We start from the raw sequence: 25,532 nt of genomic DNA on the forward strand, positions 1-25,532 counted from the left end.
ATCACGCCCCAAACATGAAAGCCGTCATTACAAAATCCAGTCCCAGCACGGCGAGCGAGCTCAAGACCACGGTCTGCGTGGTCGCGCGCGCCATGCCGCTCGCCGTGGGCTCGGCCCGGTATCCCTCATAGACCGAGATCAGCGCAATCACCGCACCGAAGGCCAGCGACTTGATCGCCCCGCCGCCAACGTCGTCCCAGGCCTCCATCTGCTCTCGAATCTGGCCCCAGTATGAGGCCTGGTCGACGCCCAGCACCACGACCCCGATCAAGTAGCCGCCGACGATACCCACCAGCGAGAACAGCGCGGCCAGCAACGGCACCGAGATCATCGCCCCCCAGAACCGCGGGCCGATCACGCGACGCAGCGGATCGACCGCCATCATCTCCAGCGCGGCGAGTTGCTCGGTGGTCTTCATCAGGGCGATCTCGGCGGTGATCGCCGAGCCGGCCCGCCCGGCGAACAGCAAGGCGGCGACCACGGGCCCCAGCTCGCGCACCAGCGACAGGGCCACCATCACACCCAGCGATTCGCTCGCGTTGAAGTTCGACAGGATGTTGTAGCCCTGCAACCCCAGCACCAGCCCGACGAATCCGCCGGCGACCAGGATGATCACCAGCGAGAGCACGCCGGCGGCATAGACCTGCTGCAGGATGTCCCGCGGCCGGGTCCAGGTGGGAATGAGCACCCAGGCAAGCTCGACGGCGAACAGTGCCATCGACCCCGCGTGCTGCACCCCGTCCAGGAACAGCCGCCCGAGCCGGGCGATCGCGTCGACAACCGCTTTCATCGATCGCCTCCCAGCCCGAGGTCCGCCGCCAACGGCGCCTCGTCCTCGGCGGCGTTGAGCGGCCCCTCGGCCGCCCCGTCCAAGAACTGCGCCAGGGCCGGTTCGTGCTCGCGCTGGGCGCGCACCTCCTCGGGCGTGCCCCGGCCGATCACCCGCCCGCCGGCAATCACGATCACCTGGTCGGCGATGCTCAGTGCCTCGCTGACATCGTGGGTGACGACAATGCTGGTCAACCCGAGCGCGTCGTTGAGACGACGGATCAGGCGCAGCAACACGCCCATGCTCACCGGGTCCTGCCCGGCGAACGGTTCGTCGTAGAGCATGATCTCGGGATCCAGCGCCATCGCTCGAGCCAGGGCCGCGCGGCGTGCCATGCCGCCGGAAAGCTCGGCCGGGTACTTCTCACGCGCCGAACGCAGGCCGACCGCCTCGAGTTTGAACAGCACGATGCGTTCGATCAGTGCCTCGTCGAGTCGCGAATGGGCCCGCAGGGGAAAGGCGACGTTCTCTCCCACGGTGAGATCCGTGAACAGGGCGCCATTCTGGAACAGCACGCCCATGCGCCGACGCAGCGCATACAGCGCCTTGCGGCGGACACGCGAGACCTCGATGCCGTCGACCAGCACCCGGCCGTGGGCCGGACGGACCTGCCCGCCGATCAGGCGCAGCAACGTGGTCTTGCCGGTCCCCGACGGGCCCAGCACCGCCGTGACCTGCCCGCGCGGAAACCGCATGTCGACGTTATCGAAGATCACCTGCTCGCCGCGGGCAAATCGCACCCCGTCAAGCTCGATCATCGCGGCCGTGTCGCGCCGCTCGCTCACCGTCCCATCAACTCCACCAGGGTCCGCAGGCGGTCGACCGTGGCGACCGAAGGCGGCTCGCCCTCGACGAACAGGGCCGCCTCGGCGGGCGCCTGGTCGAGGAAGGCCGAGAGCCAGGCATGCAGGTCCGCCGGCTGGTCGCTTGCCGGCACCAGGCCGACCACGGCCGGTTGATCGCCCCCCTCGGGGCGCCAGACCGGGGTGTCGTCACCCAGGCGGACGATGGCATGGCGACCGGCGTCGGCCAGCGCCTGCCAGGCTGCCGACCAGGCGGCGTCTTCGACCACGACGAATACCGCGTTGGGCGAGTCGTCCAGCTCGGCGAGCACGGTCTCGACATCCGGGTCGTCACCGGCCACCCACAGGGCGTCCTGCTCGTTGAGCAGGTAGGCCACCCGCCATTCGGCCGGCATCTCGGGATCGAAGAAACTCGACTCGAGTGCCGGCGAACGCCGCTGGCGCAGACCCAGATGTATCGCCTTCATCGCCGTTGCCTACCTCGGGAATTCATTCGACGCACCCGCTCCGAGCGCCCTCGGCTGGGCCGTTCGGGATGCGGGACACGTCGTTCGGATCACATGCGTGGCCGCGCATGATACACGGCGCTCAGGCCTCGATCTCGCGCACCAGGCGAAATCCGAGGTTGAGGTCGAATTCGTCCTGATGGCGACGCGCCCGCGAGCCGCTGCGACATGCCCCCGGCGGGTCGAACCACGAACCGCCGCGCACCGCGCGCAGGTAACGGTATTTGCGGTCGATGCTCCGGTACGGGCGGTCGCCGGGACGCGGCCCGCCGGGATAGGCGTCGTGCCAATGATCCTGGGTGAATTCCTGCACGTTGCCGTGGACCTCGTAGAGCCCCCAGGCATTGGGCGGCAGGCTACCCACCCGCACCGGCTTGCCGATACCGCAAAGAAACAGCCCGCGGGTGCAGTGCAGGCCGCCGGCGCAATTGACTTCCTGGCGACGGATCCGGTCACCAAAGCAGAACATGGTGTCGCTGCCGGCGCGCGCCGCGTATTCCCATTCCGCCTCCGTCGGCAGCCGATAGCGTTGCCCGGTCGCCTCGCTCAGCCAGCGCGCGTAGGCCTCGGCATCGCGGGCCGAGACGTTGTACATGGGAAACTCGGGATCGTTCCAGCTGTAGGGACGCGGCCGACGATGCCCGCTCGCCTGCAGGAAGGCTAGGTATTCGCGGCGACGGATGGCCCCGCGGGTAACCGCGAACGCGCGATCGAGGTAGACCTCGTGGCGTGGCTGCTCGAAGGCCCGCGCCCGGTGCTCGGTCACCCGGCTGCCCATCCAGAAGCCGCCGGACGGGATGACCGCCACCTCGGGGGCCGGCTCGCCACCGGCCTCGCCGTCCCGGAAGAACACCTCAAGACCAAGGCGATGGGCCGTCTCGCGCTGCCGCTCGATCACCTTGTCGACAGGATCCACCTCGATGGTCCGTTCGCTCGCCGTGGCTATCGGCTGCATGCGCTCACCTCCAGGACGTTGGGATTGACCGGCGCGGGAACCGACGAGGCCCGGCCGGAGTCGACAGACAGCCGCCAACGGGTGGGCAACGCCGAGCAGGACGCCGGCAGCGATACGCTACGGGCCGCCCGTCCGCAGCGGACTGATATACTCCGAAACCCGAAAATCTTAGCATGCCAACCGGATACCCCATGGAGCCCAACGCCCTGCATCCCGACAACCTGCTGCGCATGGCCCGCGAGGTGATCGACATCGAACGCCAGGCCATCGACGCGCTCCCCGCGCGGCTCGACCAGGCGTTCGTCGACGCCTGCCGCCTGATGATCGACTGCGAAGGCCGCGTGATCGTCACCGGCATGGGCAAGTCCGGGCATATCGGCGGCAAGATTGCCGCCACCCTGGCGAGCACGGGCACCCCGGCCTTCTTCGTCCACCCGGGCGAGGCGAGCCACGGCGATCTTGGCATGATCACCGATCGCGACGTGGTCATCGCCCTGTCGAATTCCGGCGAGACCGGCGAGATGCTGGCCATCCTGCCCGTCATCAAGCGCCTCGGCGTCGGCCTGGTCGCCATGACCGGCCGGCCGGAATCGACCCTGGCCCAGGCCGCCGACGTGCACCTCGACGTCGGCGTCGACCGAGAGGCCTGCCCGCTCAACCTCGCCCCCACCGCCAGCACGACCGCGACCCTGGTGATGGGCGATGCACTGGCCGTGGCGCTTCTCGACGCGCGCGGGTTCCAGCCCGAGGACTTCGCCCTCTCCCACCCCGGCGGTTCGCTGGGCCGCCGCCTGCTGCTGCACGTCCGTGATGTCATGCATACCGGCGAGCAGCTGCCTCGCGTCGGACCGCGCCAGAGCGTCAAGCAGGCCCTCCTGGTGATGTCCTCGGGCGGCCTTGGCATGGCGGCCGTGGTCGACGAGGGCGACCACCTGCTGGGGCTGTTCACCGACGGCGACCTGCGTCGCCTGCTCGATCGCCATGACGTCGACCTCGACTGCCCGATCGAGAAGGTGATGACACCCGATCCGCGCACCTGCCCGGCCAACGTGCTCGCCGCCGAGGCCATGGCGATGATGGAGCGTGACAAGATCAATGGCCTGCTAGTGGTCGGTGAGCAGAAGCGCCTCGTCGGCGCGTTGAACATGCACGACCTGTTGCGGGCGGGGGTGGCGTGATGTCGGGCAAGAACGACACCTGGATCGAACGGGCCCGCCGGGTCCGCCTGCTGGTACTCGACGTCGATGGCGTGATGACCGACGGGCGCCTGCACCTGACCGAGGACGGCGAGGAACACAAGATCTTCCACAGCCGTGACGGTCACGGCATCAAGGTGATCCAGGAACTGGGCGTGGACGTGGCGATCATCACCGGGCGGTCCTCGCCGGCGGTCAGCCGACGGGCCAAGTCGCTGGGCATCCAGCACGTGGTGCTCGGCGCGACCGACAAGGGCCAGGCGATCGAGGAACTGGCCCAGTTGCTCGAGATCGAGCTCGACGAGATTGCGGCCATGGGCGACGACGTCCTCGACCTGCCCATGCTCAACCGGGCCGGCCTGTCGGCGACGGTCAGCGATGCACCGATGGTGATCCGCAGCCGCGTCGACTGGATCAGCCCGGTGCCCGGTGGCTGTGGCGCGGTGCGGGCATTGATCGACACCTTGATCGACGCGCGCGACCAGTGGGCCGACGTGCTGGCACGGTACCGCTGATCGTGCGCTGGTCGGTCTCGTCTCGCCTCAACCGTGTCTTCCTGGGCGTTGCCGGGCTTGGGGTGCTCGCCTGGCTGGCCTGGCACAACCTGGCGGACGAGCTGGTCCCACCCAGCGACGATGGCGGTGGCTACGCCCAGCGTCTCGATCAGGCCAGCAGCTGGCAATACGACGAGCAGGGGCGCCTTGCCTACCGACTCGACACGCCGCAGGCCATCCAGCTGGATCTGGCCGATGGCGATCGATACGAAATGGACGCCCCCACGGCCACGCTGATCGACGAGGCACCCGGTGCGCCCCCATGGACACTGCGCGCCGATGCCGGCACGGTGAGCGAGCGTGGCGAGACGATCGAGATGACCGGTTCGGTCCACGCGCAGCGCGCGCCCTACCAGGAACGCGGGCGCCTCGAGCTGACCACCGAGCAGCTCTGGCTCCACCCCGCCAAGCGCCAGGCACGCACCGACATTCCGGGACGCTTGAGCGAAACCGCTCCCGACGGGACGCCGCGCTGGCACAGCGACGCCGACCGGCTTGCCCTCGACTGGGGCAACGAGGTTCTGACCCAGACCGGGCAGATCCGCGACGAAATCCAGCCCGGCTCGACCGGGAACACCGACTAGGCCGGCCCGTCGGGCACGGTTGCCCCGACACGGCCGGGAGGCAGGAAGGACACACCATGCAGATCACAGCGACATCCCCCCACGCATCACGGGCGCGCTTCCCCCGGCTCGCGGGCCGAGTCGTCGGAGTAGCCATCGGGCTGGCCATCGGGCTTCCCATGGGGCTCGGCTCGGCGCCGGCACTGGCCGCCCAGGCCGACCGCAATCAGCCGGTCAAGGTCCAGGCGGACAAGAAGGTGACCAAGTACCAGGAAGGCACCAGCGTCTACACCGGTGACGTGGTAATCGATCAGGGCAGTCTGCACGCGACGGGCCAGCGCGCCACGCTCTACCTCGAGGACGGCGAGCTGGTACGCGCAGTGCTCGAGGGGCGCCCCGCCACCTTCCGCGAACGCGACGAGGAAGGAAACTGGGTCGAAGGCGAGGCGCTCCAGGCGGACTACCGCACCGCCGAAGGCACGGTGGTGCTGACCGACGAGGCCTGGCTCAAGCGCAGCGGCGACGAGATCCGTTCCGACCGCATCACCTACGATCTCGCCACCGAGGTGGTCGAGGCCGGCGAGGAAGGCGGCAAATCGCGGGTCGAAATGACCCTGCAACCGCGCAACAAGGAAGGCGGCAACGGTGGCGACTGAGGCATCCATGAATCACGCCGAGACACGCCCCGGGTCCCCGGCCACCGGACAGCCGCGCACGGCCTTGCTCGAGGCGCGCAGCCTGTCGAAGAGCTACGGGGCCCGTCCCGTGGTGCGCGATGTCTCGCTGCACGTGGAGGCCGGCGAAATCGTGGGGCTGCTGGGGCCAAACGGTGCCGGCAAGACCACCAGCTTCTACATGATCGTCGGCCTGGTGGGGGTCGATCAGGGGGCGGTCTACCTCGATGGCCGCGACATCACGCACACGCCCATCGACCGACGCGCGCACTTGGGGCTGGGCTACCTGCCGCAGGAACCGTCGGTGTTCCGCAAGCTGTCCGTGCGCGAGAATATCCTCGCCATCCTCGAGCTGCGACGCGATCTCGACCGGGCCACCCGTCGACAGGCGCTCGACGAGTTGCTCGAGGAACTCAACATCACCCACATCGCCGACTCGAAGGGCCAATCGCTCTCGGGTGGCGAGCGACGCCGGGTGGAGATCGCCCGGGCGCTGGCGGCCAATCCCCGCGCCATGCTGCTCGACGAACCGTTTGCCGGCATCGATCCCATTTCGGTGATCGACATCCAGCGCATCATCGAGCACTTGCGGGACCGCGGCATCGGCGTGCTGATCACCGACCACAACGTCCGCGAGACCCTCGGCGTGTGCAAGCGGGCCTACATCGTCTCCGACGGCAGCATCCTGGCACACGGCACGGCCGACGAGCTCCTCGCCAACCAGTCGGTGCGCGACGTCTACCTCGGCCAGGACTTCACCCTCTAGGGAAACTCTGCACGATTCGATGACGTCTCTGCGGGACCTCCAAGCGTCCAGATGCAAGGCGCAGCCCTTGTAAAGGGCCGTCGCCCTTTACAAGGGCTGAACCGGATCGGCAGGACGCCGATCCGGCCGGCGCAAGCCAGCCCGAAGGGCGGGGTTCATGGACGAACCCCGCGACGCCGCAGATGGGCCCTTGAAGGCCCGCCCGGACGGGGCGCGCGGGATTTGCCCGCACTCGTCGTTGCCGTCCCTCGACGGGCAGCAAGCCCGTCTTCGGATCGGCGCCTCGATTGCGAACAAACCCGCGAGCCAGAGATGCCATCGAATCGTGCAGAGTTTCCCCAGGGAAACCCTGCACCGGACCATTCGTTCGAAATGGCGATCCGCTCGACCGACGAGCGGCGCGGCGGATCGGGCAAAACCGTTGGCACAGTGCGGTATCGATCGGCTAAACTCGACGCCATGCAAATTGCGTGCGCACGTCACCCTTACCCCCCGGCTCAGACCTGGCTTCCCGCCCGGTTTGCCGCTTCCACGATTCGTCCCCACCCTATCCTCGTTTTGACCCCCGGAGGCGCGACATGGCCGGCATGAAGGCAGGTCTCGAGCTTCGCCTGGGCCAGTCGCTGGCCATGACGCCGCAGTTGCAGCAGTCCATCCGCCTGCTGCAGCTCTCCACGCTGGAGCTGAGCCTGGAGATCCAGCAGGCGCTGGACAGCAACCCGCTCCTGGAAGTGGCCGAGGACGAGCGCGAGGAGGACGAGGCGACCGAGGCGACCACCGCCGAGGAACAGGACCCCGGCGCCCAGGCCGGCGAGGAACTGCTCGAGGATCGCAAGGACAAGTCGGCCGACGAGGACTTGGTGGTCGATTCCTCCTGGGACGACTACTACGAGTCCGACGGCAGCACCGCCCTGAGCGCCAGCGCCCCGGGCGAGGACTACGACCCCTTCGCCACGCAATCGACGGGTGAGGACAACCTCCGCGACCATCTGCTCAGCCAGGTCCATCTCGCCTCCCTCTCGGACACCGACCGTCGCATCGCCACCGCGCTGATCGAGTCGCTCGAGCCCTCCGGCTATCTCGAGGAACCGCTGGAGGAGATCGTGGCCATGCTCGCCGAGGACCTGCCGGGAATCGACACCGAGGAGGTGGAGGCCACGCTCCACTACATCCAGCAGCTCGACCCGGTCGGGGTGGCGGCGCGATCGCTGGCCGAATGCCTGACCATCCAGATTGACCAGCATCACGCCGACGACCCGGCGGCCGACGATGCCCGCGCCCTGCTCGAGGGCGACTGGCTCGAGGCCATCGCCCGGCGCGAGCTGCCGCAGGTGATCAAGGGGCTGGGTATCAGCCGCGAGCGGCTCGAGGCCGCCCTCCGCCTGATCCAGGTGCTCGATCCCCGCCCGGGGCTGTCGATCGGCGACACCGCCGCCGACTACATCAAGCCGGACGTGATCGTCACCCACCGCGAGGATGGCTGGCATGTCGACCTCAACCCCGAAATCGCCCCGCGCCTACGCGTGAACCAGACCTACGCCAGCCTCATCGACCGCTCCAGCCGCGGCAAGGACGCGACCTACATCCGCAACCACCTCCAGGAGGCCCGCTGGTTCATCAAGAGCCTGAGGAGCCGCAACGAGTCGTTGCTGAACGTGGCCCGGGAGATCGTGCGCCGCCAGATCGAGTTCTTCGAGCAGGGCGAGATCGCAATGAAACCGCTGGTGCTGCGCGAGATCGCCGAGACACTCGAACTGCACGAATCGACGGTCAGCCGGGTCACCACCAACAAGTACATGCTCACCCCGCGGGGCGTGTTCGAATTCAAGTATTTCTTCTCCAGCCACGTCGGCACCAGTGACGGGGGCGAATGTTCGGCCACCGCCATCCGCGCCCGCATCAAGAAGCTCGTCGAGGAAGAAAATCCCAAGAAGCCCTTGAGCGACGCCAAGATTGCGACCATGCTTGGAGACGAGGGGATCGACGTCGCGCGACGCACGATCGCCAAGTACCGCGAGGCGATGGGAATCGCCTCGTCAACAGACCGCAAGCGACTGATATAACGCACTTATTAAGGAGCGGCACATGCAGATAGACATCACCGGTCATCACGTCGACGTCACTGAGGCACTCAAGGCCCACGTCCACGACAAGTTCACGCGCCTTGAGCGTCACTTCGACAAGCTGGTGGATATCCACGTCATCCTGACTATCGAGCGCAAGGAAGCCCAGAAGGCCGAGGCCAACCTCCATGTCAGCGGGCAGGACATGCACGCCGAGGCCGTCACCGACGACATGTATGCCTCCATCGACGCCATGATCAACAAGCTCGACCGGCAGATCGTCAAGCACAAGGAAAAGCTGACCAGCCACCGCTGAGCTGGCCCCGCCGGCCCGATCGCCGGCGGGCTGACGGAAGGAAGCCGACCGACAACGGCCTCCGTCTCGTCCGGATCGGTGTTGCACCGCAGGCGCAACACGCTATGATGCGCGCCGATTCAACCATTCCCGCCCCGACCCGCGAGCGATCCTCGCGGACCGTCGACCGACAGGGTGCTTAATGAATACTGCCGAGCTGTTTCCGATCCACCACATCCGGATCGACGAGCTGTACCAGAGCCGCAAGCGGGTTCTGGAGGTGCTCTCCGGCCTGCTCGCCGACGACGAACTCGGTGGCCAACAGGCCACCCGCATCTTCGAGGCGTTGGTCGCCCGCGAACGGCTGGGCTGCACGGCAATCGGTCATGGCATCGCCGTCCCCCACGGCCGGGTCGACGACATCCTGACCCCGCGTGGCGCATTGATCCGGCTGCGCGAAGGCGTCGATTTCGGTGCCCCCGATGGCGCACCGGTCACCCTGGTCATCGGCCTGGTCATCCCCGAGGATTGCCCGGAGCAACACCTGGAGATTCTCGGCCGCCTGGCACGCCACCTCAACGATGCCGACGAGCGCGACACCCTCATGGAAGCGCAGAGCGCCGAGCGTGTCCAGGCACTGATGGTAGAGTGGCTCAAGGACAGCGCGGAAGCGACCGCGAGCTAAGGGAAGGTCTGCACGAATCCGATACCGCTCTGCGCGCCTTGGGTCGGGCAGATACAAGGCGACCGTCCGCCGCGGAAGAGTTATTCTCTCTCCAAGGACGGCAACACCGCAGGTGCCCGACCCAAGGCGCGCAGAGCGGGGCTTGTCGAGCCGCCCGTGCTCCGCGTTACGATGTCTTGACGTGACCACCGGTACGCCGGCGACATCGCGCCTCGATCACGAACGGCTCGCCAAGCCAGAGTGGCATCGGATTCGCGCAGACCTTCCCTAAGCCGGGCCCAGGCCCGACCATCGGCTCTCGAACGGGCAGGCCATGATCCCGAGTTTCACCTACCAACACCTCCCCTCCAATGCGGGTGACGCCGACTGGCAGCAGGCACTGCCGGCCGACTGGGACGCCCCGGTCGCCGACGATCAGCGCCTGCTCGGCCCGGCCAACCCGTGGATCCCAACGCGCGTCGCGTTGATTTCACCTTCGCTACGCCACTACCTGCAATGTGGCGAGGAATGCCTCGAGCGCGCCAACGGTCCAGTCTCGGCGATCAGCGCCCCCCGGGTGATCATCCTCAGCCAGGCCCACGCCGACGTGCTGACCGACTGGCTCGACCGCCACGCCGCCGCGCCGAGCACGACGGCCGAAATCCACATCCTGAGCACGCACGAGGACGACGAGACGATTGCCCGTCGCCTGCGTCGCCTCTGCGGCCGCACCGACGAGGACTGGCGTCACGGAGTGTTCATGGAGATCAGCGGGCTGGGTGTATTGATCCGGGGGGCGGCCGGCATCGGCAAGAGCGAGGTGGCACTCGAGCTGCTCAGCCGCGGGCATCGGCTGGTGGCGGACGACGCCCCCTGTTTCATGGCCCACGGCGAGGAAGTGACCGGCTCCTGCCCCGATCGCCTGTTCGGCCTGCTGGAGGTGCGTGGCATCGGCATCGTGGATATCGGCGAGCTGTTCGGCAGCAACGCGCTTAAGGCACGCAAGTACCTGCGCCTGATCGTCGACCTATACCCCGCCGATGCCGGCCGGCGCATCGGCGCCGACGAACGGTTGTTCGGCGACCGGGGCAACGAGCGGGTCGCCGGACAGAGCATCCCGGTGTGGCGGCTGCCGGTGGCCCCGGGGCGCAACCTCGCCGTGCTGCTGGAGACGATCGTGCGGCAGCGCAACCTCGAACGCCAACGTGGCGGCCAGCCGACCAGCCCGCGGATCGCCAAGCTGTTCGCCGGGGGCGTGATCCCCGCCCGGCCCGATGAAAAGCCGGAGCCCTGGTCATGAACCGTGCCGTGCCCCGGCTGATACTCGTGACGGGCCAGTCCGGTTCCGGCAAGTCCGTGGCACTGGCCGCGCTCGAGGACAGCGGCTTCTACTGCATCGACAACCTGCCGCCCGACCTGCTCGATCACCTGGCGGAGAGTTACCTCGAAGGCGGCATCGTCGCCCGCGGCATCGCGATCAGCATCGATGCCCGCGCCCCCGAAAAGTCGCTCGCGAACCTGCCGGACCGGATCGACCGCCTCAAGGAGCGTCTGCCGCAACTCGAGATCAGCAGCCTCTTCCTCGAGGCCGACCGGCAACGCCTGATCACCCGGTTTTCCGAGACCCGGCGGCGCCACCCGCTCTCCTACCAGATCGAGAACCTGGTCGAGGCGATCGCGCGCGAGGGACAGCTGTTGATGCCGATTCGCGCCTACGCGGACCTGGTCATCGACACCAGCTTGACCACGGTCCACCAGCTGCGCGAGGACGTGCGCTCTCGTCTGATCGGCGAGAAGGAGGCCGGGCCCCGAATCCTGATCCAGTCGTTCGGCTTCAAGTTCGGCATCCCGCTGGATTCGGACTTTCTCTTCGACGTGCGCTTTTTGCCCAACCCGCACTGGGACACCTCGCTCAGACCGCACAGCGGGCTCGACCAGGCCGTGGTGGAATACCTGGAGCAACACCCGGTCACCCACGAGACGCGCACCCGCATCGGTGAATTCCTCGCCCACATGCTCACCCAGGCAAGTCGCAGCGATCGCAGCTATCTGACCTGCTCGATCGGCTGCACGGGCGGCAAGCATCGCTCGGTCTACCTGGTCGAGCAGATCGCTCGCGACCTGCGACCGGCGTTCGCCAACCTGGTGGTTCGACACCGTGATCTCGGCAACCACTGAGGCCATGCGGTCAGCCGCCCTGCCCCGCGCCGGTTTTTCGGTATGATGCACGCTTTGCCGAGCGCGATTGAGGAATCACTCCCGCAATGACCGTCGGAATCCTGCTGATTTGTCACAACGATATCGGGGGCCAGTTGATCGAGACGGCCACCGACATGCTCGAACGTCTGCCCACCCGGCTCGAGCACCTCGACGTGCGTCAGGACGACGACCCGATCGACCTGCTGAATGCCGCGCGTCGCCGCGTCACCGACCTCGACAGCGGCGAGGGGGTGCTGGTGATGACCGACATGTACGGCTCGACCCCGTCGAACATCGCCCACCGGCTGCTGGACCAGCACGAGGTGCAGGTGCTCTCGGGCGTGAACCTTCCCATGCTCGTCCGCGCCCTGAACTATCCGCGCCTGCCGCTCGACGAGATGACGGCGAAGGCCTGCAGCGGCGGGCGCGAGGGCATCATCCAGGAAGGAGCGACCGACCGGCCATGAGCGAGAGCGATCCGACCGCAATCACGCGGGATCTGACCCTGCGCAACCGCCGGGGCCTGCACGCTCGGGCCGCGGCCCGATTTGCCGCCACGGCCGAGCAGTTCGAGAGCGACGTCGAGGTCGAATTCAACGACCGTCGCGTCAACGGCAAGTCCATCATGGGCCTGATGATGCTGGCCGCCGCCTGTGGCAAGACGATCACCGTCACCGCCACCGGCGACGATGCCGCCCGGGCCATCGAGGGCATCGCCGACCTGGTCGATGCCCGTTTCCACGAATCCGAATGACAGAGCACGGAGTAAAACATGCAGCGTAGAGGCAACTCAGCGAAAGACGGCTACGTCGGGATCGACAACGATCGCGACGGGGGCATGACCTTCCACGGTCGCCTGGTGCTCGACGCACGCGTCTTCGGCCTGATCCCGGAAGACGAGACCTGCGAGGGCTGGGAACTTGGCCGCCTGCAGGGCCTGGCCGACCGCGTCAATGCCGAATGGGACAAGCACGGCGGCGGCATCCCGAGCCTGCTGCCCGACGACCTGCGAAAGCGCCACGCCGAAATCTACGAGCGTCAGATGCAAAAGGCCCACGAAGCGGGCTGGGATCCGGACGCCAATCTCGAAGACGAGCAGTAAAACGACCGGGTTCCCGTCGCCCGCGACGGCCCCATAAATATCAAAAGGCCGCCGGAATCCATGATTCCGGCGGCCTTTTTGCGTCTTGCGCGCCCACCCCGCGAGGGGGCGGGATCGGAGCGATCAGCCCGCCATGCGGGCCAGAACGCGTTCGGCGGCGGCGATGGTGGCGTCGATCTCCGCCTCGCCGTGGGCCATCGAGACGAACCCGGCCTCGAAGGAGGACGGCGCGAAGTAGACCCCCTCGTCGAGCATGCCGTGGAAGAAGGTCTTGAAGGCCTCCTTGTCACAGGCGGTCGCGTCGTTGAAGTTGGCCACGCGGTCCTTGTCGGTGAAGAACAGGCCGAACATGCCGCCGACGTTCTGGGTGATCATCGGAATGCCGTGCTCCTTGGCCGCCGCGGACAGGCCATCGCAGAGCGCCTGGGTGCGACGCGCGAGCACGTCGAAGAAGCCCGGCACGCTGATCAGCTCGAGCGTCTTCACGCCCGCGGCCATCGCCATCGGGTTCCCCGAGAGCGTGCCGGCGTGATAGACCGGCCCCATCGGCGAGATCATCTCCATGATCTCGCGGCGACCACCGAAGGCGCCCACCGGCATGCCGCCGCCGATCACCTTGCCCATCGTGGTCAGGTCCGGCTTGATGCCGTAATGCGCTTGCGCCCCGCCCAACGCGACGCGGAACCCGGTCATCACCTCGTCGAAGATCAGCACGGCACCGTAGTCGTCGCAGACCTGGCGCAGGCCCTCGAGGAAGCCCGGCTCCGGCGGGATGCAGTTCATGTTGCCGACCACCGGCTCGACGATGATCGCGGCGACCTCGTCACCCACTTCCTCGAAGACCTTCTTCACCTGGTCGAGGTTGTTGTACTCGACCGTGGTGGTCAGGTCGGCGAACGCCTTCGGCACGCCCGGCGAGCTCGGCACGCCATGGGTGAGCGCCCCGGAGCCGGCCTCGACCAGCAGCGAGTCGGAATGGCCGTGGTAGTTGCCCTGGAACTTGACGATGCGGTCGCGGCCGGTAAAGCCGCGCGCGAGGCGAATGGCGCTCATGGTCGCCTCGGTGCCCGAGGACGTCAGGCGCACCATGTCCATCGACGGCACCAGCTCGCAGAGCAGATCGGCCATGCGCGTCTCGCTGACCGTCGGCGCCCCGAACGACAGGCCGCTCTTGGCCGCCTCGCGGACCGCGTCGATCACCTCGGGATGCGCGTGACCCAGGATCATCGGCCCCCAGGAACCGACGTAGTCGATGTAGGCCTGGTCGTGCTCGTCGAAAAAGCGTGCGCCCTCGGCGCGCTTGACGAAGACGGGATCGCCGCCGACCGAACCGAAGGCACGCACCGGCGAATTCACCCCACCGGGGATGTGGGCCTGGGCGCGTTCGAACAGCTCGTGGTTGGATGCGGTCATCTGGGGATTCTCCGGATCGTGATGAGTTCTTGAAACCTAGGAAATGGGGACACGGCGTTTGCGGGTGTCGGATCAGGCCGCCACCATGGCCCGCGTCAGCGACTCGGCGGCGGCGCGGATATCGGAGGCGGCAAACACCTCGCTGATTACCGCGATCATGTCGGGGCGATGCACCATCAAGTCCGCCACGTTGCTCGCCGTGATGCCGCCGATGCCACACACGGGGCGGCCGAGGGTCTCCCGGGCCCAGCCGAGTACGTCGGCGGGCGCCCCGGGGGCATGCGGCTTGGTCGGCGACGGGAACATGGCCCCGAAGGCCAGGTAGTCGGCCCCTTCCGCCGCGGCACGCTCGGCCCGAAGCCGGTCAGCATAGCAAGACACGCCGATGATCGCATCGAGCCCGGCGGCCTCGAAACGCGCCCGCGTGTCCATCAGCGCGTCGTCGTCACGCCCGAGGTGCACGCCGTCGGCCCCAACCTCGATCGCCAGGGACACGTCGTCGTTGACGATGAACACCCGGCCGTGACGACGACACAGCTCGGCAAGCGCCGCGGCCTCGTCTCGGCGTCGAGCGACCTCATCGCTCTTGTCGCGGTACTGGACGATGCGCGCCCCGCCCTCGATCGCCTCGGCCACCGCGCCGACGAGCGCCTCGCGCTGGAACCGGGTGGTGTCGGTGATCACGTACAGTCCGCTCAGGTCGTCACGGCTCATCGTTCATCCCGTGTGTGGTTGATTTGCTGCTCCGCCAGCCGCCTGGCCCCGGTGATTCCCAGTTCCCCGTCGGCGACCACCCACAGCGGCAAACGGCCCAGCATGGTCGCAAACCGGCCCTTGTCGAGAAAGCCCTCGAGCGTGTGCTCGCGCAGAAACGGCAGGACATGCCCCACCAACCCGCCGGCGATGAACACCCCGCCCGTCGGCAAGGCCTTGAGGGCGATATTGCCGGCCTCCGCGCCGAGGATGCGCGCGAACAACCGACAGGCGATCACCGCGCACTCATCCGACCCGTCGCGTGCCCAGGCCGTGATCCGGGCATTGGGATCGGCGGCGGCCGCGAGCTGCTCGTCGGCATCCGTGGCGCAGCGCCCCAACTGGGCGTGACGGGCGAAGGCGTACAGCGACGAAAACCCATCCCCGCTGAGGATGCGCTCGTAGCTGACGTGCCCACCGAAACGCCCGCGCAGATAGGCCAACAGCGCGGTCTCGCGCTCGTCATTGGGGGCAAAGTCACAGTGCCCGCCCTCGCTGGGCATGGGGTGATGACGACTGCCGTCATGGAAGAACAGGGCCTCGCCCAGGCCGGTGCCCGGTGCGATCACGGCGGCATGGCCCTGTGCATGGCTGTGGGCATCCCCGATCGCGGCTTCCGGGTTGAGGTTGACGCGCGTGTCGACCGGGCTGGCGAGCGCACCCAGCCCGACGGCAATCAGGTCATTGACCAACCGCACGGGACAGCCACCCAGCTGCTCGCCGATGGCCGCAGCGAAAAGGGTCCAGGGCAGATTGGTCGCCCGCACACGCGCCTCGGCCCCCTCACCATCGACGGGCCCGGCCACACCGAACGCCGCGGCCTCGATGGTCCGCCCTTGCGCCCCCCTCCGTTGGCCGGCGAGGTCGAGAAAGGCCGCAAGCAGGGTGGCGAAATCCGCGTGGTCACGACTGGGCAGCGTGCGCACGAAGCACGCCGTTGCCGCCCCGGGCTCGAACAACGCCAGGCGCGCCCGTGTGCCGCCGATATCTCCGGCCAGGATCATCCGGTTCATTCCTTCACCTCCCTCTGCATCCCGGCACCGCCGGCCGCCCCGGCCTGCCCGGCGGCATCCGCGGTCAACAGGTAATCCAGCGCCTTGCCCACCCAGTGGGCGACGGCCCGTGGCGACCGGCGGTAGAACGCCTGCCAGGCATCCGCCCTCGCGTCGTCGTAACGACCGGCATCGTCGGGGTGCTCGGCCATCCAGGCCAGCCGCACGGCGTGGCCGATCACCACGTCGAGCACCAGCGGTTCCTCGATCACCAGATCCTCGCCGGCCGTCAGGATCTCGATCAACGCGACGATCGCCTCGACGGTCAGCTCGCGGTACTCGGGCGCCTCGATCCGGTTGAGTCGATGCTCGACGGCCAGCGCGAAATTGTGTTCCCTCGCCGTCGACTGCCCCCGGTAGACCTGGCTGTCGAGGACGTTGCGCGAGTCGTAGCGGTTGCCGATCACCAGCGCCGGGACGTGGCCCAGCAATTCCCAGACCCCCTCGTAGAATCGTTCCGGCAAGCGACTCATCGCCCCACCGATTTCGCGCTGGTGATACCAGTCGACCCCTCGTTCGTCCCCTGCGCCCGCGTCGTGCGCATACGGTCGATTGAGCGGCATGGGATCCTGCGGGGTCAGCGTCTCGCTCCGCGGTGCGACCGTCGCCACGCCGCCACCATCGCGTCGATGCAACGCCTCGAGCCGTTCAGGACGATCACGCCAGTCGATCGCCTCGCGCAGCCGCTGCCGCAATTCCTGTGGTGCCATGGACACGAGCTCGTCCAGCGCCTGCGCCGGTGAGGTGCCGGACTCACGCGCCCGCAAGGCGACCAGGATCTGCAGCAACGGCCCCGTGCGCAGCGTGAGCACGTGATCAAACAGCTCCGGCGAGGCCCGCAGCCAGGCACCCAGGTGGATGACCAGTTCCTGCGTCAAGGCCCGTTCACGGGCATCGTCACCGCAGTAGGCGTGGATCCGGCGCAGGATCTCGCGGTTGGAAATCGGCGCGTCGATCACCGCCCGTCGGCTGTAGGAACGCCCCACGGCCACGCGCTTTTGTCGCACCACGAGATCCATGAGGGCCACCTCGAGAAACCCGTCGACCACCCCGACGAGATCGGCGGCCAGTCGCATCACGCGCCACGCCGCCACGCGTTGGGCCAGGCGCAACAGCGCCATACCGTGCGCGTGCCAGTCACCCACCCGGCCATCGATATCGGCAAACCGCCGCTCGGACGACACATCGGCGGCGCGCAGCCAACGGAGCAAGGCGAGCCGCTCGTCGAGCGCGACAGCCTCGCCGAAGGCGGCCGTCAGCGCATCGACCGACGGCGATTCGCCCAGCGACGCGGCCAGACCGTCGACGTCGCCCCCGCACTCCCAGCGGCCGGGAACGAACGGCTCGGCCGGCCGAGCCGGCGGCAGCTCGCCAGGCAACACCCAGCGTGACGCGGACTCGACCAGGGTATCCAGGTGAGCGAGCGTCACCGGCATCCCGTCCAACGCCCCGTTCTCCAGTTCGCGGCAGAAGGACAGCACGGCCTCGCCTCCCGCACCATCGAGCATCCACTCGTCCACCGGGATCACCCAGATCGGGTGGCTTGCCCCATTCGCGTGCCGGGCCAGGTAGGCCAGGCTGGTCCGGATCTCGTGGACCAGCAACTCGGCATCCCGGCCGAGCAGGAAGGTGTCGCTATCGAACAGCGCCGGCAGCACGGCGGTCTCGCCACGGTCGGTTGCGACGACCCGGGCCGCCGACAGACCCAGCAGGCGCCGGGCCGGACGGCCGGTCAGCGCCAGGTGGCCATTGGCCCCGAACGAGGCAAGGCGCTCGACCAGGGTGTCGGCGGTGATCACCGACGTGCGTTGCCGGCCCTCACGCGTCACATGGCTCACGCCCGCCGCCGCGAGTCGATCGGCGACCGTCTCGGTCCGTGCCAGCAGCGCCACGCCGATCTCCTGCGTGGTCAGTCGCTCGGCACCACGATGCCGCCCGATCGGGTCGATGTCCGCCGGGCGGATGCACCCGGCAAGCAGCAACCGCCCGACCACCCACAGGCTCTGTGCCCAGACGAGTGGTCGGTTCTCGTTTGCCAATCGGTTGACCGAACCGGGCCGCTTCCGCTCGGCCTCGATGGAATCGGCCGGCACGAAGTAGAGCTCGGGCAACACCGGGGCCCCGCCCTCGCAGACCGCCACGGACTCGATCTGGCGGTGGACGGCCCGGGCCGACGCCAGGTCGCCGGCGAAACAGGCGTTGATCAACCGGTAGGTGAAAAACAGCGGCCACTCGCACTCGATGCGGGCGAATGCCTCGAGCTCCTCCGGCTCGTAATGCAGCTTGGATTCGTCCTCGATCGCCGTCTGATGGCCGTCGCGCAGAAAGCGCTTGTAGCCGTAGCATCCCGCCAGGCGGGTGTCGATGCGCTCGATCACCTCGGCGGCCTTCTCACCGGCGGCAAAGGCGGGAAAGCCGGTCACGGCGAGCAAGGCCGAGTCGATTTCCTTGGAGGCCGACTCGCGGGGCAGGATCGAGTCCAGACACTGCCTCACCCGGGCGATGTCGTCCGGCACGACCAGCAACCGGCTACGCGCATCGCCATTGGCGCCGAACAGGTCGAAGCCGTCGGCGGCCTCCAGCGCGGCCAGCACCAGGCCGAGCGAACTGGCGTTGAGTTCCCGTACGCCGTGGTTGATCTTGTTGCCGCGTTCCCAGATGCCGTAATCGGGCACCACGTAGGCGCGCGAGAGGTACCAGACCAGGTTCTGGACGAAATCGACCTCGTCGCGTCCCTGCACGATGGTCAGACCGGAGGCGGTCATCTGCACCAGCATCAACAGGTACAGCGAGGTGGCGTCCAGTTGCAGGTGCCCCCAGTCCTCGTCACCCACCACGGCCTCGCCGGTCGCCGTGTCGTACTTGGCATGCAGCGCATCGATGGGGTCGAGGCTTGCCTTGAATCGCTCGACCCGATCGGCCTGCCGCATCATGGCCATCAGCAGGCCGCGCATGTTGCGCACCACCGCCTGCTCCAGCTCGAAGGCACGCGACGTCTCACCGGCACGCCGGCAGGCGATGCCCAGTGTCCAGGGGCCGAGGATGCTGTAGACGTTGTCCCGTACCCAGGCATCGGTGTAGTCGCCGTGGGCGGTCACCGCGGTGCTCGCGGGCAGGAGTCCCGAGATCGGGTGCTGGCGATCGAGGATATGGCGACGGACCTCGACGAACAGCGCATCGAGCGACACGCCGTCGTCGGCAGGTGAACTGGGCAGGGCGTGACCGGACGTCATGCGATACACCGGGTGGTCGTTGCTGTCGTCCAGTATGGGGGCGATGGCGCTTGCCGACCAGAGGCCGGCACGTTCGTGGTCAGTGACGGGTGGACTCGGGCGGCTCGACGCTCTCGCTGGTGAGCAGCTGCTCGACGTCGACGCGATCGAAGCGATACAGGCTGCCGCAGAAGTCGCAACGGATCTCGATGACGTCCGGCGTTTCCTCGCTGTCCAGCGTGGCCTCGAGTTCCTCGCGGCCGAGACTGGTCAGCATCTGGCCGACGCCCTCGCGAGTGCAACCGCAGTTGAACGCCACGCGGGCCACGTCGTGGATGCGCAGCGCCTCCTGGTGGAACAGCCGGTGCAGCAACTCCGGTGCCGAGACCTGTCGCATCTCGCGACGTCCCTGGTCACCGAGCAGGGTGTCCACGAGCTTGCCGACGTGCTCGAACCCGCGGGCCGCCGCGCCGGCCGTCGGCACGATCCCGCCGGTCTCGGGCATCTGCTGGATCAGCATGCCGGCGGTCACCTCGTCATCCGCGGCCAGGACCAGCCGGGTGGGGAGTTGCTCGGACTGCTGGAAATAACCCTCGATGGCGTTTTCCAGGCCGGCGCCCGCGATCGGAACCAGCGACTGATAGCGCGCGCCGTCCTCGGGTTCGATCGTCAGCACCAGCTGACCGCGGCCCAGTTGCTCCTCGAGGTGATCGCCCGCCTCGGCGAGGCGCTCGTCGTCCCACTTGGCCATGCAGCGAAAGCGCCGGTCGGAGGTGACCTGCACCACCAGCAGGCTGATCGGGCCGCGGCCGGCAAACTGGAGCACCAGCCGCCCCTCGAACTTGAGGCTGGCCACCATCAGCACGGCCCCGGCCACCGCCTGGCCGAGCAGGCTGGCCACCGCGGGCGGGTAATCGTGGTTCTCGATCGCCGCCTGCCAGGTGGTCTCCAGGCGCAGCGAGACGCCCCGCACCCGCCCGTCCTCGAAGGAAAAGCGGAACAGCTCGTCGCCCTGCGGCAAACGCTGCCAGTCGATCGATTCGGCCTTGCCGGTCATTTCGCTCATGAGACTCTCCGGTTGGCGTGCGTCGGCTCAGTCGCCGTCCAGGCGGCGCTTGAGCACCTCGTTGACCGCCTGCGGGTTGGCCTTGCCCTTGGCGGCCTTCATCACCTGGCCGACGAAGAAGCCAAACAGCTTGTCCTTGCCGCCGCGGTAGGCCTCGACCTGGCCGGGGTTGGCGGCGATCACCTCGTCGACCATCGCCTCGATCGCGCCGGTGTCGGAGATCTGCTTCAAGCCGCGCGCCTCGATGATCGCGTCGACCGAGCCGCCCTCCTCGGCCAGGGCCTCGAAGACCTCGCGCCCGAGCTTGTTCGAGAGGGTGCCGTCGCCGATCCGCTCGAGCAGGTCGGCCAGCTTGTCGGCCGGGACCGGGCAGTCGCCGATCTCGAGCTCGAGGCGATTCAACAGCGCGGCGACCTCGCCCATCACCCAGTTCGCGGCCAGCTTGGGATCGGCACCGTCGCGCGCAATCACCGCCTCGAAGTACTCGGCGGTCGCACGGCTGGCGGTCAACACGCCGGCGTCGTAGGCACTCAGACCGTACTCGGACTGGTAGCGGCCGGCCTTGGCGTCCGGCAGCTCGGGCAGCTGGGCGCGCCAGGACTTGATCGTCGCCTCGTCCAGCACCACCGGCAGCAGGTCCGGACAGGGGAAGTAGCGGTAGTCGTCCGCGTCTTCCTTGGTGCGCATCAGGCGGGTCTCGTCGCGGTCCGGATCGTACAGGCGCGTGCACTGGACCACCTCGCCGCCGGTCTCCAACAGATCCACCTGGCGCTCGATCTCGAACTCGATCGCCCGCTGCAGGAAACGGAAGGAGTTGACGTTCTTGATCTCCGCGCGGGTACCGAAGGCCGTCTCGCCCTCGGGGCGCACCGAGACGTTGGCATCGACGCGGAACGAGCCTTCCTGCATGTTGCCGTCGCAGATACCCAGGTACTGCACGATCGCGTGGATCTTGCGGGCGTAGGCGACCGCCTGCTCGGGGGTGCGCATGTCCGGCTCGGAGACGATCTCGATCAGCGGGGTGCCGGCCCGGTTGAGATCGATGCCGGTCATGCCGTGGAAATCCTCGTGCAGCGACTTGCCGGCGTCTTCCTCGAGGTGGGCGCGGGTGACGTTGATGGTGTGCTCGCGCGCCTGCTTGCCCTCGCCGGTGGTGATCGTCACCTGGCCGCCGACGACGATTGGCCGGGCCAGCTGCGTGGTCTGGTAACCCTTGGGCAGGTCCGGGTAGAAGTAGTTCTTGCGGTCGAAGCTCGAGACGCGCGAGATCTCGGCGTCGATGGCCAGGCCGAACAGCGAGGCCATGCGGACCGCGCCCTCGTTGAGCACGGGCAGAACGCCCGGCAGCCCGAGGTCGACGGCGCAGGCCTGGGCGTTGGGCTCGGCGCCGAAGGCGGTCGACGCGCCGGAGAAGATCTTGGAACGGGTGGCCAGCTGGGCGTGGATTTCCAGCCCGATGACCGCTTCCCAGCCCGAAGGGATGACGTAGTCAGACATGTCGTTTTCTGCCCTTCGCTTAGTGGTTGGAGGAATCGCCGCCCAGCGACGGCATGCGGGTGTGCCAGTCGACACGCTGCTGGTACTGGTGGGCGACGTTGAGCAGGCGCGCCTCGTCGAAGTGGCGGCCGATCAGTTGCAGGCCGACCGGGCGCCCCGCGACGAAACCGGCGGGCACCGACATGCCCGGCAGTCCGGCCAGGTTCACCGGGATCGTGAAGATGTCCTCGAGGTACATCTTGGCCGGGTCGTCGCTGTGCGCGCCGCGGTCGAATGCCGGGGTGGGCGTGACCGGCCCGGCGATGACGTCGCACTGTTCGAAGGCACGCTGGAAGTGATCGGTCACCAGGCGGCGGGCCTTCTGCGCGCGGCGGTAGAAGGCGTCGTAGTAGCCGGCGGACAGCGCGTAGGTGCCCACCAGGATGCGGCGCTTGACCTCCGCGCCGAAGCCCTCGGAGCGGCTGCGCTCGTAGAGATCCTGCAGGTCCTTCGGATCCTCGCAGCGATAGCCGAAGCGCACGCCGTCGAAGCGCGACAGGTTCGAGGAGGCCTCGGCCGGGGCGAGCAGGTAGTAGGCGGCCAGCGCGATGTCGGCGTCCGGCAGGTCGATCTCGACCGTTTCGGCACCGGCGGCGCGCAGCTCGTCGATCGCCGCCGTCACGGCGTCGCCCACGGCCGGGTCGAGCGCCTCGGAGAACCATTGCCTGGGGATGCCGACGCGCAGACCGGCGATCGAGTCGTTCAACGTGGCGGCGTAGTCGGGCACCTCGCGGTCGGCGGAGGTCGAATCCCGCTCGTCGAACCCGGCCATCTCGCCGAGCACCGTGGCGCAATCCTCGGCGGACTTCGCGATCACCCCGCCCTGGTCGAAGCTCGAGGCGTAGGCGATCATCCCGTAACGCGAGACGCGGCCGTAGGTGGGCTTGATGCCGGTCACGCCGCAGAAGGCGGCCGGCTGGCGGATCGAGCCGCCCGTGTCGGTGCCGGTGGCGAACGGCACCAGCCGCGCGGCGACGGCCGCGGCCGACCCACCCGACGAGCCACCCGGTACCGCGTTCGTGTCCCAGGGGTTGGCGACCGCGCCGAAGTGACTGTTCTCGTTGGACGAGCCCATGGCGAACTCGTCCATGTTCGCCTTGCCCAGCAGCACGGCACCGCTCCGGGTCAGGCGTTCGTGGACGGTCGAGTCGTAGGGTGCGACCCAGTCGGCCAGCATGCGCGAACCGCAGGTGGTGCGCGTGCCCTTGGCACAGAAGATGTCCTTGTGCACGTAGGGGATACCGGCCAGGCGACCGGTCTCCGAGGCGGGCTCGACCGGCTCGACCCGACTGACCAGGCTATTGAGCGACGGATCGATCGTCTCGATGCGTGCGGCGAATGCCGCGGACAGGTCGTTAGCGGTGTACTCGCCGGCGGCCAGTCCCGCGCGCAACTCGGCGATCGAGGCATTGATCAGGGCGGCATCCCCGCCACGATGCGGAATATCACTGGTGGACACGAAAACTAATCCCCTTGCAGGCAATGTGGGTCGTTGTCGGCATACATGACGACCGGGCCGGGCGCGGCCGGCCGGGTTCGACTCATTCGATGACCTTGGGCACCAAAAACAGGCCGTTTTCCTGTGCCGGGGCGGCGGCCATCAGGGTCTCGCGGTCGTCGGTCTCGGTGACCTCGTCGGGACGCAGCCGCTGCACTTGGTCGAGCGGATGGGCCATCGGCTCGAGGTCGTTCAGCCTCGGGTCGTCAAGGCGGTCGGCCTGCTCGAGGATCCCGTTGATATCCGAGCGCAGCGCCTCGGCCCAGTCCGGCTCGACGGCGATCCGGGCGAGGTGCGCCACCGCTTGCAGTTGATCGTTGGTCAACGACATGGTCGTCATCCCTCAAGGAACGTGATTGGCGTGTAACGTGAAATTGGTGAGATTGGCACGTAACGTGGCTTGACGTATCCGCCCCCACCCGGCCGCGCGGCCGTTCGCCAAGGCATTCACCCGACGGCGATGGGAACCCGCCGGCGGGTCGCCTGTCGAAAGGCGCGTGCCGGCGGGTGGAAATCCGGCGCGAAGCCTACCACAGCCGCGCCTGCCTGCCGAGTTCGGCACTTGCCTGAAAGCGCGCATGTTGCTACCGTAACCGCTTATTTTTCGCGGCTCATCGCGGTCGGTCGACGGACCGATACCGAGGGAGGTTGCCTGCCGGCCAGGCAGGTCCATCGCGCCGCGCGAACGGGAAAGGACTCAGGCGCTGTCGTCTCGCCGCGGCAGCGCGCTCACGAACCGCTCCCCGGTTCGACCACATAACAATAGACATCATTCGGTTATATCCCCCATGTTCAAAGGCTTCCGCGGCATCTTCTCCACCGACCTGTCCATCGACCTGGGCACGGCAAACACCCTGATCTACGTGTCCGGCAAGGGCATCGTCCTCGACGAGCCCTCGGTGGTCGCCCTGCGGAACGATGGCGGTCAGACCGTGATCCAGGCCTACGGCAACGAGGCCAAGCAGATGGTCGGCCGCACGCCGAAGTCGATTCACGCCGTGCGCCCCCTGCGCGACGGGGTGATCGCCGACTTCCACGTCACCGAGAAGATGCTGCAGCACTTCATCAAGAAGGTGCACTCCTCGCACTGGTTCCGCCCCAGCCCGCGCGTGCTGGTCTGCGTGCCGGTGGGCGCGACCCAGGTCGAGCGCCGCGCGATCCGCGAATCCGTGCTTTCGGCCGGCGCCCGCCGCGCCTTCATCATCGAGGAACCGATGGCCGCGGCGATCGGCGCCGGGGTCGACGTCGACGAGCCGCGCGGCTCGATGGTCGTCGACATTGGTGGCGGTACCTCCGAGGTGGGCGTCATCTCGCTTGACGGCATCGTCTACTCCTCCTCCGTACGCATCGGTGGCGACAAGTTCGACGAATCGATCATCGCCTTCGTCCGTCGCCACTACGGCATCCTGATCGGCGAGGCGACCGCCGAGCGGATCAAGAAGGAAATCGGCTCGGCCTACCCGGGCAAGGAACTGCGCGAGATCGACGTCAAGGGCCGCAACCTGGCCGAGGGCGTGCCGCGCAGCTTCACCCTCAACTCCAACGAGATCCTCGAGGCGCTGCAAGAGCCGCTGTTCGGCATCGTCCAGGCCGTGCGCGCCGCCCTCGAGCAGACGCCGCCGGAACTGGGTGCCGACATCGCCGAGCGCGGCATCGTGCTCACCGGTGGCGGGGCCCTGCTGCGGGATCTCGACAAGCTGATCATGGAAGAGACCGGTCTGCCGGTGGTGGTCGCCGAGAACCCGCTCACCTGCGTGGCGCGCGGTGGCGGCAAGGTGCTCGAGCTGATCGACCAGCGCAACAACACCCTCTTCGCTGACGAGTAACGGCGCC

General features: G+C 67.9%; 26 protein-coding genes. 14 read left to right on the plus strand and 12 right to left on the minus strand.

What is annotated here, in order from left to right:
* Window position 1: 1 nt before the first annotated feature.
* The 4 genes from mlaE to LV475_RS00230 form a co-directional block, all read right to left on the minus strand.
* A complete protein-coding gene (mlaE, locus tag LV475_RS00215; RefSeq protein ID WP_136866898.1) occupies window positions 2-790 on the minus strand; it encodes a lipid asymmetry maintenance ABC transporter permease subunit MlaE in 789 nt (262 codons plus the stop codon).
* The gene (locus LV475_RS00220; protein ID WP_250105712.1) at window positions 787-1,587 is read right to left on the minus strand and encodes an ABC transporter ATP-binding protein; all 801 of its coding nucleotides are present in this window, start codon (window positions 1,585-1,587) and stop codon (window positions 787-789) included. The genes mlaE and LV475_RS00220 overlap by 4 nt, the downstream gene beginning before the upstream one ends.
* 23 nt (window positions 1,588-1,610) lie before the next feature.
* Window positions 1,611-2,099 carry a hypothetical protein gene (locus tag LV475_RS00225; protein WP_250105529.1) on the minus strand — a complete coding sequence of 163 codons (489 nt, stop codon included), beginning with the start codon at window positions 2,097-2,099 and terminating at the stop codon, window positions 1,611-1,613.
* A gap of 121 nt (window positions 2,100-2,220) precedes the next feature.
* Window positions 2,221-3,093: a formylglycine-generating enzyme family protein gene (locus tag LV475_RS00230; RefSeq protein WP_250105530.1), complete on the minus strand. Its 873-nt coding sequence runs from the start codon at window positions 3,091-3,093 to the stop codon at window positions 2,221-2,223.
* Between the two features lie 191 nt (window positions 3,094-3,284).
* On the opposite strand from LV475_RS00230, the gene LV475_RS00235 reads away from it, so the two are divergent.
* The 13 genes from LV475_RS00235 to LV475_RS00295 all read left to right on the plus strand — a co-directional run bounded on the left by LV475_RS00235 (window position 3,285) and on the right by LV475_RS00295 (window position 13,169).
* The gene (locus LV475_RS00235; protein ID WP_250105531.1) at window positions 3,285-4,271 is read left to right on the plus strand and encodes a KpsF/GutQ family sugar-phosphate isomerase; all 987 of its coding nucleotides are present in this window, start codon (window positions 3,285-3,287) and stop codon (window positions 4,269-4,271) included.
* Complete coding sequence (locus LV475_RS00240; protein WP_250105532.1) at window positions 4,271-4,804, plus strand: KdsC family phosphatase; 534 nt, start codon at window positions 4,271-4,273, stop codon at window positions 4,802-4,804. The genes LV475_RS00235 and LV475_RS00240 overlap by 1 nt, the downstream gene beginning before the upstream one ends.
* Window positions 4,774-5,427, plus strand: coding sequence for an LPS export ABC transporter periplasmic protein LptC (gene lptC / locus LV475_RS00245; protein ID WP_250105533.1), 654 nt, complete (start codon window positions 4,774-4,776; stop codon window positions 5,425-5,427). Before LV475_RS00240 ends, lptC begins: the two co-directional genes overlap by 31 nt.
* A 56-nt stretch (window positions 5,428-5,483) precedes the next feature.
* Window positions 5,484-6,062, plus strand: coding sequence for a lipopolysaccharide transport periplasmic protein LptA (gene lptA, locus LV475_RS00250; protein ID WP_250105534.1), 579 nt, complete (start codon window positions 5,484-5,486; stop codon window positions 6,060-6,062).
* A gap of 7 nt (window positions 6,063-6,069) precedes the next feature.
* Window positions 6,070-6,846, plus strand: a complete 777-nt coding sequence (lptB, locus tag LV475_RS00255; protein ID WP_156574130.1) for an LPS export ABC transporter ATP-binding protein — start codon at window positions 6,070-6,072, stop codon at window positions 6,844-6,846.
* Window positions 6,847-7,424: 578 nt separating this feature from the next.
* Entirely contained in the window at window positions 7,425-8,909 is a 1,485-nt protein-coding gene (locus LV475_RS00260; protein ID WP_430886855.1) for an RNA polymerase factor sigma-54, read from the plus strand.
* A gap of 22 nt (window positions 8,910-8,931) precedes the next feature.
* A complete protein-coding gene (gene hpf, locus LV475_RS00265) occupies window positions 8,932-9,225 on the plus strand; it encodes a ribosome hibernation-promoting factor, HPF/YfiA family (protein ID WP_136866905.1) in 294 nt (97 codons plus the stop codon).
* 181 nt (window positions 9,226-9,406) lie between these two features.
* Window positions 9,407-9,889: a PTS sugar transporter subunit IIA gene (locus LV475_RS00270; protein ID WP_136866906.1), complete on the plus strand. Its 483-nt coding sequence runs from the start codon at window positions 9,407-9,409 to the stop codon at window positions 9,887-9,889.
* A gap of 313 nt (window positions 9,890-10,202) precedes the next feature.
* On the plus strand, window positions 10,203-11,168 hold the full coding sequence (locus tag LV475_RS00275) for a hypothetical protein (protein WP_136866907.1): 966 nt from the start codon (window positions 10,203-10,205) through the stop codon (window positions 11,166-11,168).
* Window positions 11,165-12,046, plus strand: a complete 882-nt coding sequence (rapZ, locus tag LV475_RS00280; protein WP_136866908.1) for an RNase adapter RapZ — start codon at window positions 11,165-11,167, stop codon at window positions 12,044-12,046. Before LV475_RS00275 ends, rapZ begins: the two co-directional genes overlap by 4 nt.
* A gap of 86 nt (window positions 12,047-12,132) precedes the next feature.
* A complete protein-coding gene (locus tag LV475_RS00285; protein WP_136866909.1) occupies window positions 12,133-12,534 on the plus strand; it encodes a PTS sugar transporter subunit IIA in 402 nt (133 codons plus the stop codon).
* Window positions 12,531-12,821 (plus strand): HPr family phosphocarrier protein, encoded by a 291-nt coding sequence (locus tag LV475_RS00290; protein ID WP_136866910.1) that lies wholly within the window; start codon window positions 12,531-12,533, stop codon window positions 12,819-12,821. Before LV475_RS00285 ends, LV475_RS00290 begins: the two co-directional genes overlap by 4 nt.
* Before the next feature lie 18 nt (window positions 12,822-12,839).
* Window positions 12,840-13,169: a hypothetical protein gene (locus LV475_RS00295; protein WP_136866911.1), complete on the plus strand. Its 330-nt coding sequence runs from the start codon at window positions 12,840-12,842 to the stop codon at window positions 13,167-13,169.
* A 123-nt stretch (window positions 13,170-13,292) separates the two neighbouring features.
* Here the strand turns inward: LV475_RS00295 and hemL are convergent, their stop codons facing one another.
* The 8 genes from hemL to gatC all read right to left on the minus strand — a co-directional run bounded on the left by hemL (window position 13,293) and on the right by gatC (window position 24,030).
* The gene (hemL, locus tag LV475_RS00300; RefSeq protein WP_250105536.1) at window positions 13,293-14,582 is read right to left on the minus strand and encodes a glutamate-1-semialdehyde 2,1-aminomutase; all 1,290 of its coding nucleotides are present in this window, start codon (window positions 14,580-14,582) and stop codon (window positions 13,293-13,295) included.
* A gap of 72 nt (window positions 14,583-14,654) precedes the next feature.
* On the minus strand, window positions 14,655-15,296 hold the full coding sequence (thiE, locus tag LV475_RS00305) for a thiamine phosphate synthase (RefSeq protein WP_250105537.1): 642 nt from the start codon (window positions 15,294-15,296) through the stop codon (window positions 14,655-14,657).
* Window positions 15,293-16,348, minus strand: a complete 1,056-nt coding sequence (locus LV475_RS00310; RefSeq protein WP_250105538.1) for a glucokinase — start codon at window positions 16,346-16,348, stop codon at window positions 15,293-15,295. Before LV475_RS00310 ends, thiE begins: the two co-directional genes overlap by 4 nt.
* Window positions 16,345-19,620, minus strand: coding sequence for a glycoside hydrolase family 15 protein (locus tag LV475_RS00315; protein ID WP_250105539.1), 3,276 nt, complete (start codon window positions 19,618-19,620; stop codon window positions 16,345-16,347). The genes LV475_RS00310 and LV475_RS00315 overlap by 4 nt, the downstream gene beginning before the upstream one ends.
* 79 nt (window positions 19,621-19,699) lie before the next feature.
* Window positions 19,700-20,665 (minus strand): Hsp33 family molecular chaperone HslO, encoded by a 966-nt coding sequence (hslO, locus tag LV475_RS00320; protein ID WP_250105540.1) that lies wholly within the window; start codon window positions 20,663-20,665, stop codon window positions 19,700-19,702.
* 27 nt (window positions 20,666-20,692) lie between these two features.
* The gene (gatB, locus tag LV475_RS00325; RefSeq protein ID WP_250105541.1) at window positions 20,693-22,162 is read right to left on the minus strand and encodes an Asp-tRNA(Asn)/Glu-tRNA(Gln) amidotransferase subunit GatB; all 1,470 of its coding nucleotides are present in this window, start codon (window positions 22,160-22,162) and stop codon (window positions 20,693-20,695) included.
* 19 nt (window positions 22,163-22,181) lie between these two features.
* Window positions 22,182-23,618 (minus strand): Asp-tRNA(Asn)/Glu-tRNA(Gln) amidotransferase subunit GatA, encoded by a 1,437-nt coding sequence (gatA, locus tag LV475_RS00330; protein WP_250105713.1) that lies wholly within the window; start codon window positions 23,616-23,618, stop codon window positions 22,182-22,184.
* A gap of 124 nt (window positions 23,619-23,742) precedes the next feature.
* Window positions 23,743-24,030, minus strand: a complete 288-nt coding sequence (gene gatC / locus LV475_RS00335; protein WP_136866917.1) for an Asp-tRNA(Asn)/Glu-tRNA(Gln) amidotransferase subunit GatC — start codon at window positions 24,028-24,030, stop codon at window positions 23,743-23,745.
* A gap of 457 nt (window positions 24,031-24,487) precedes the next feature.
* Between gatC and LV475_RS00340 the strand changes: the two genes are divergently transcribed.
* Complete coding sequence (locus tag LV475_RS00340; protein WP_136866918.1) at window positions 24,488-25,525, plus strand: rod shape-determining protein; 1,038 nt, start codon at window positions 24,488-24,490, stop codon at window positions 25,523-25,525.
* Window positions 25,526-25,532 lie beyond the last annotated feature (7 nt).

Origin of the sequence: Guyparkeria hydrothermalis, from assembly GCF_023555375.1 — a bacterium.
Classification (GTDB): domain Bacteria; phylum Pseudomonadota; class Gammaproteobacteria; order Halothiobacillales; family Halothiobacillaceae; genus Guyparkeria; species Guyparkeria hydrothermalis.

What these genes read in the sequence shown, in the direction of transcription:
- LV475_RS00240 (WP_250105532.1), top strand. Translation starts at nt 4,271, where the DNA reads ATGTCGGGCAAGAACGACACCTGGATCGAACGGGCCCGCCGGGTCCGC.
- lptB (WP_156574130.1), top strand. Translation starts at nt 6,070, where the DNA reads ATGAATCACGCCGAGACACGCCCCGGGTCCCCGGCCACCGGACAGCCG.
- LV475_RS00285 (WP_136866909.1), top strand. Translation starts at nt 12,133, where the DNA reads ATGACCGTCGGAATCCTGCTGATTTGTCACAACGATATCGGGGGCCAG.
- hemL (WP_250105536.1), bottom strand. Translation starts at nt 14,582, where the DNA reads ATGACCGCATCCAACCACGAGCTGTTCGAACGCGCCCAGGCCCACATC.
- LV475_RS00235 (WP_250105531.1), top strand. Translation starts at nt 3,285, where the DNA reads ATGGAGCCCAACGCCCTGCATCCCGACAACCTGCTGCGCATGGCCCGC.
- LV475_RS00225 (WP_250105529.1), bottom strand. Translation starts at nt 2,099, where the DNA reads ATGAAGGCGATACATCTGGGTCTGCGCCAGCGGCGTTCGCCGGCACTC.
- LV475_RS00220 (WP_250105712.1), bottom strand. Translation starts at nt 1,587, where the DNA reads ATGATCGAGCTTGACGGGGTGCGATTTGCCCGCGGCGAGCAGGTGATC.
- LV475_RS00260 (WP_430886855.1), top strand. Translation starts at nt 7,425, where the DNA reads ATGGCCGGCATGAAGGCAGGTCTCGAGCTTCGCCTGGGCCAGTCGCTG.
- LV475_RS00230 (WP_250105530.1), bottom strand. Translation starts at nt 3,093, where the DNA reads ATGCAGCCGATAGCCACGGCGAGCGAACGGACCATCGAGGTGGATCCT.
- hpf (WP_136866905.1), top strand. Translation starts at nt 8,932, where the DNA reads ATGCAGATAGACATCACCGGTCATCACGTCGACGTCACTGAGGCACTC.
- LV475_RS00340 (WP_136866918.1), top strand. Translation starts at nt 24,488, where the DNA reads ATGTTCAAAGGCTTCCGCGGCATCTTCTCCACCGACCTGTCCATCGAC.
- rapZ (WP_136866908.1), top strand. Translation starts at nt 11,165, where the DNA reads ATGAACCGTGCCGTGCCCCGGCTGATACTCGTGACGGGCCAGTCCGGT.
- LV475_RS00315 (WP_250105539.1), bottom strand. Translation starts at nt 19,620, where the DNA reads ATGACGTCCGGTCACGCCCTGCCCAGTTCACCTGCCGACGACGGCGTG.
- hslO (WP_250105540.1), bottom strand. Translation starts at nt 20,665, where the DNA reads ATGAGCGAAATGACCGGCAAGGCCGAATCGATCGACTGGCAGCGTTTG.
- LV475_RS00295 (WP_136866911.1), top strand. Translation starts at nt 12,840, where the DNA reads ATGCAGCGTAGAGGCAACTCAGCGAAAGACGGCTACGTCGGGATCGAC.
- LV475_RS00270 (WP_136866906.1), top strand. Translation starts at nt 9,407, where the DNA reads ATGAATACTGCCGAGCTGTTTCCGATCCACCACATCCGGATCGACGAG.
- thiE (WP_250105537.1), bottom strand. Translation starts at nt 15,296, where the DNA reads ATGAGCCGTGACGACCTGAGCGGACTGTACGTGATCACCGACACCACC.
- gatB (WP_250105541.1), bottom strand. Translation starts at nt 22,162, where the DNA reads ATGTCTGACTACGTCATCCCTTCGGGCTGGGAAGCGGTCATCGGGCTG.
- LV475_RS00290 (WP_136866910.1), top strand. Translation starts at nt 12,531, where the DNA reads ATGAGCGAGAGCGATCCGACCGCAATCACGCGGGATCTGACCCTGCGC.
- lptA (WP_250105534.1), top strand. Translation starts at nt 5,484, where the DNA reads ATGCAGATCACAGCGACATCCCCCCACGCATCACGGGCGCGCTTCCCC.
- LV475_RS00275 (WP_136866907.1), top strand. Translation starts at nt 10,203, where the DNA reads ATGATCCCGAGTTTCACCTACCAACACCTCCCCTCCAATGCGGGTGAC.
- LV475_RS00310 (WP_250105538.1), bottom strand. Translation starts at nt 16,348, where the DNA reads ATGAACCGGATGATCCTGGCCGGAGATATCGGCGGCACACGGGCGCGC.
- mlaE (WP_136866898.1), bottom strand. Translation starts at nt 790, where the DNA reads ATGAAAGCGGTTGTCGACGCGATCGCCCGGCTCGGGCGGCTGTTCCTG.
- gatC (WP_136866917.1), bottom strand. Translation starts at nt 24,030, where the DNA reads ATGTCGTTGACCAACGATCAACTGCAAGCGGTGGCGCACCTCGCCCGG.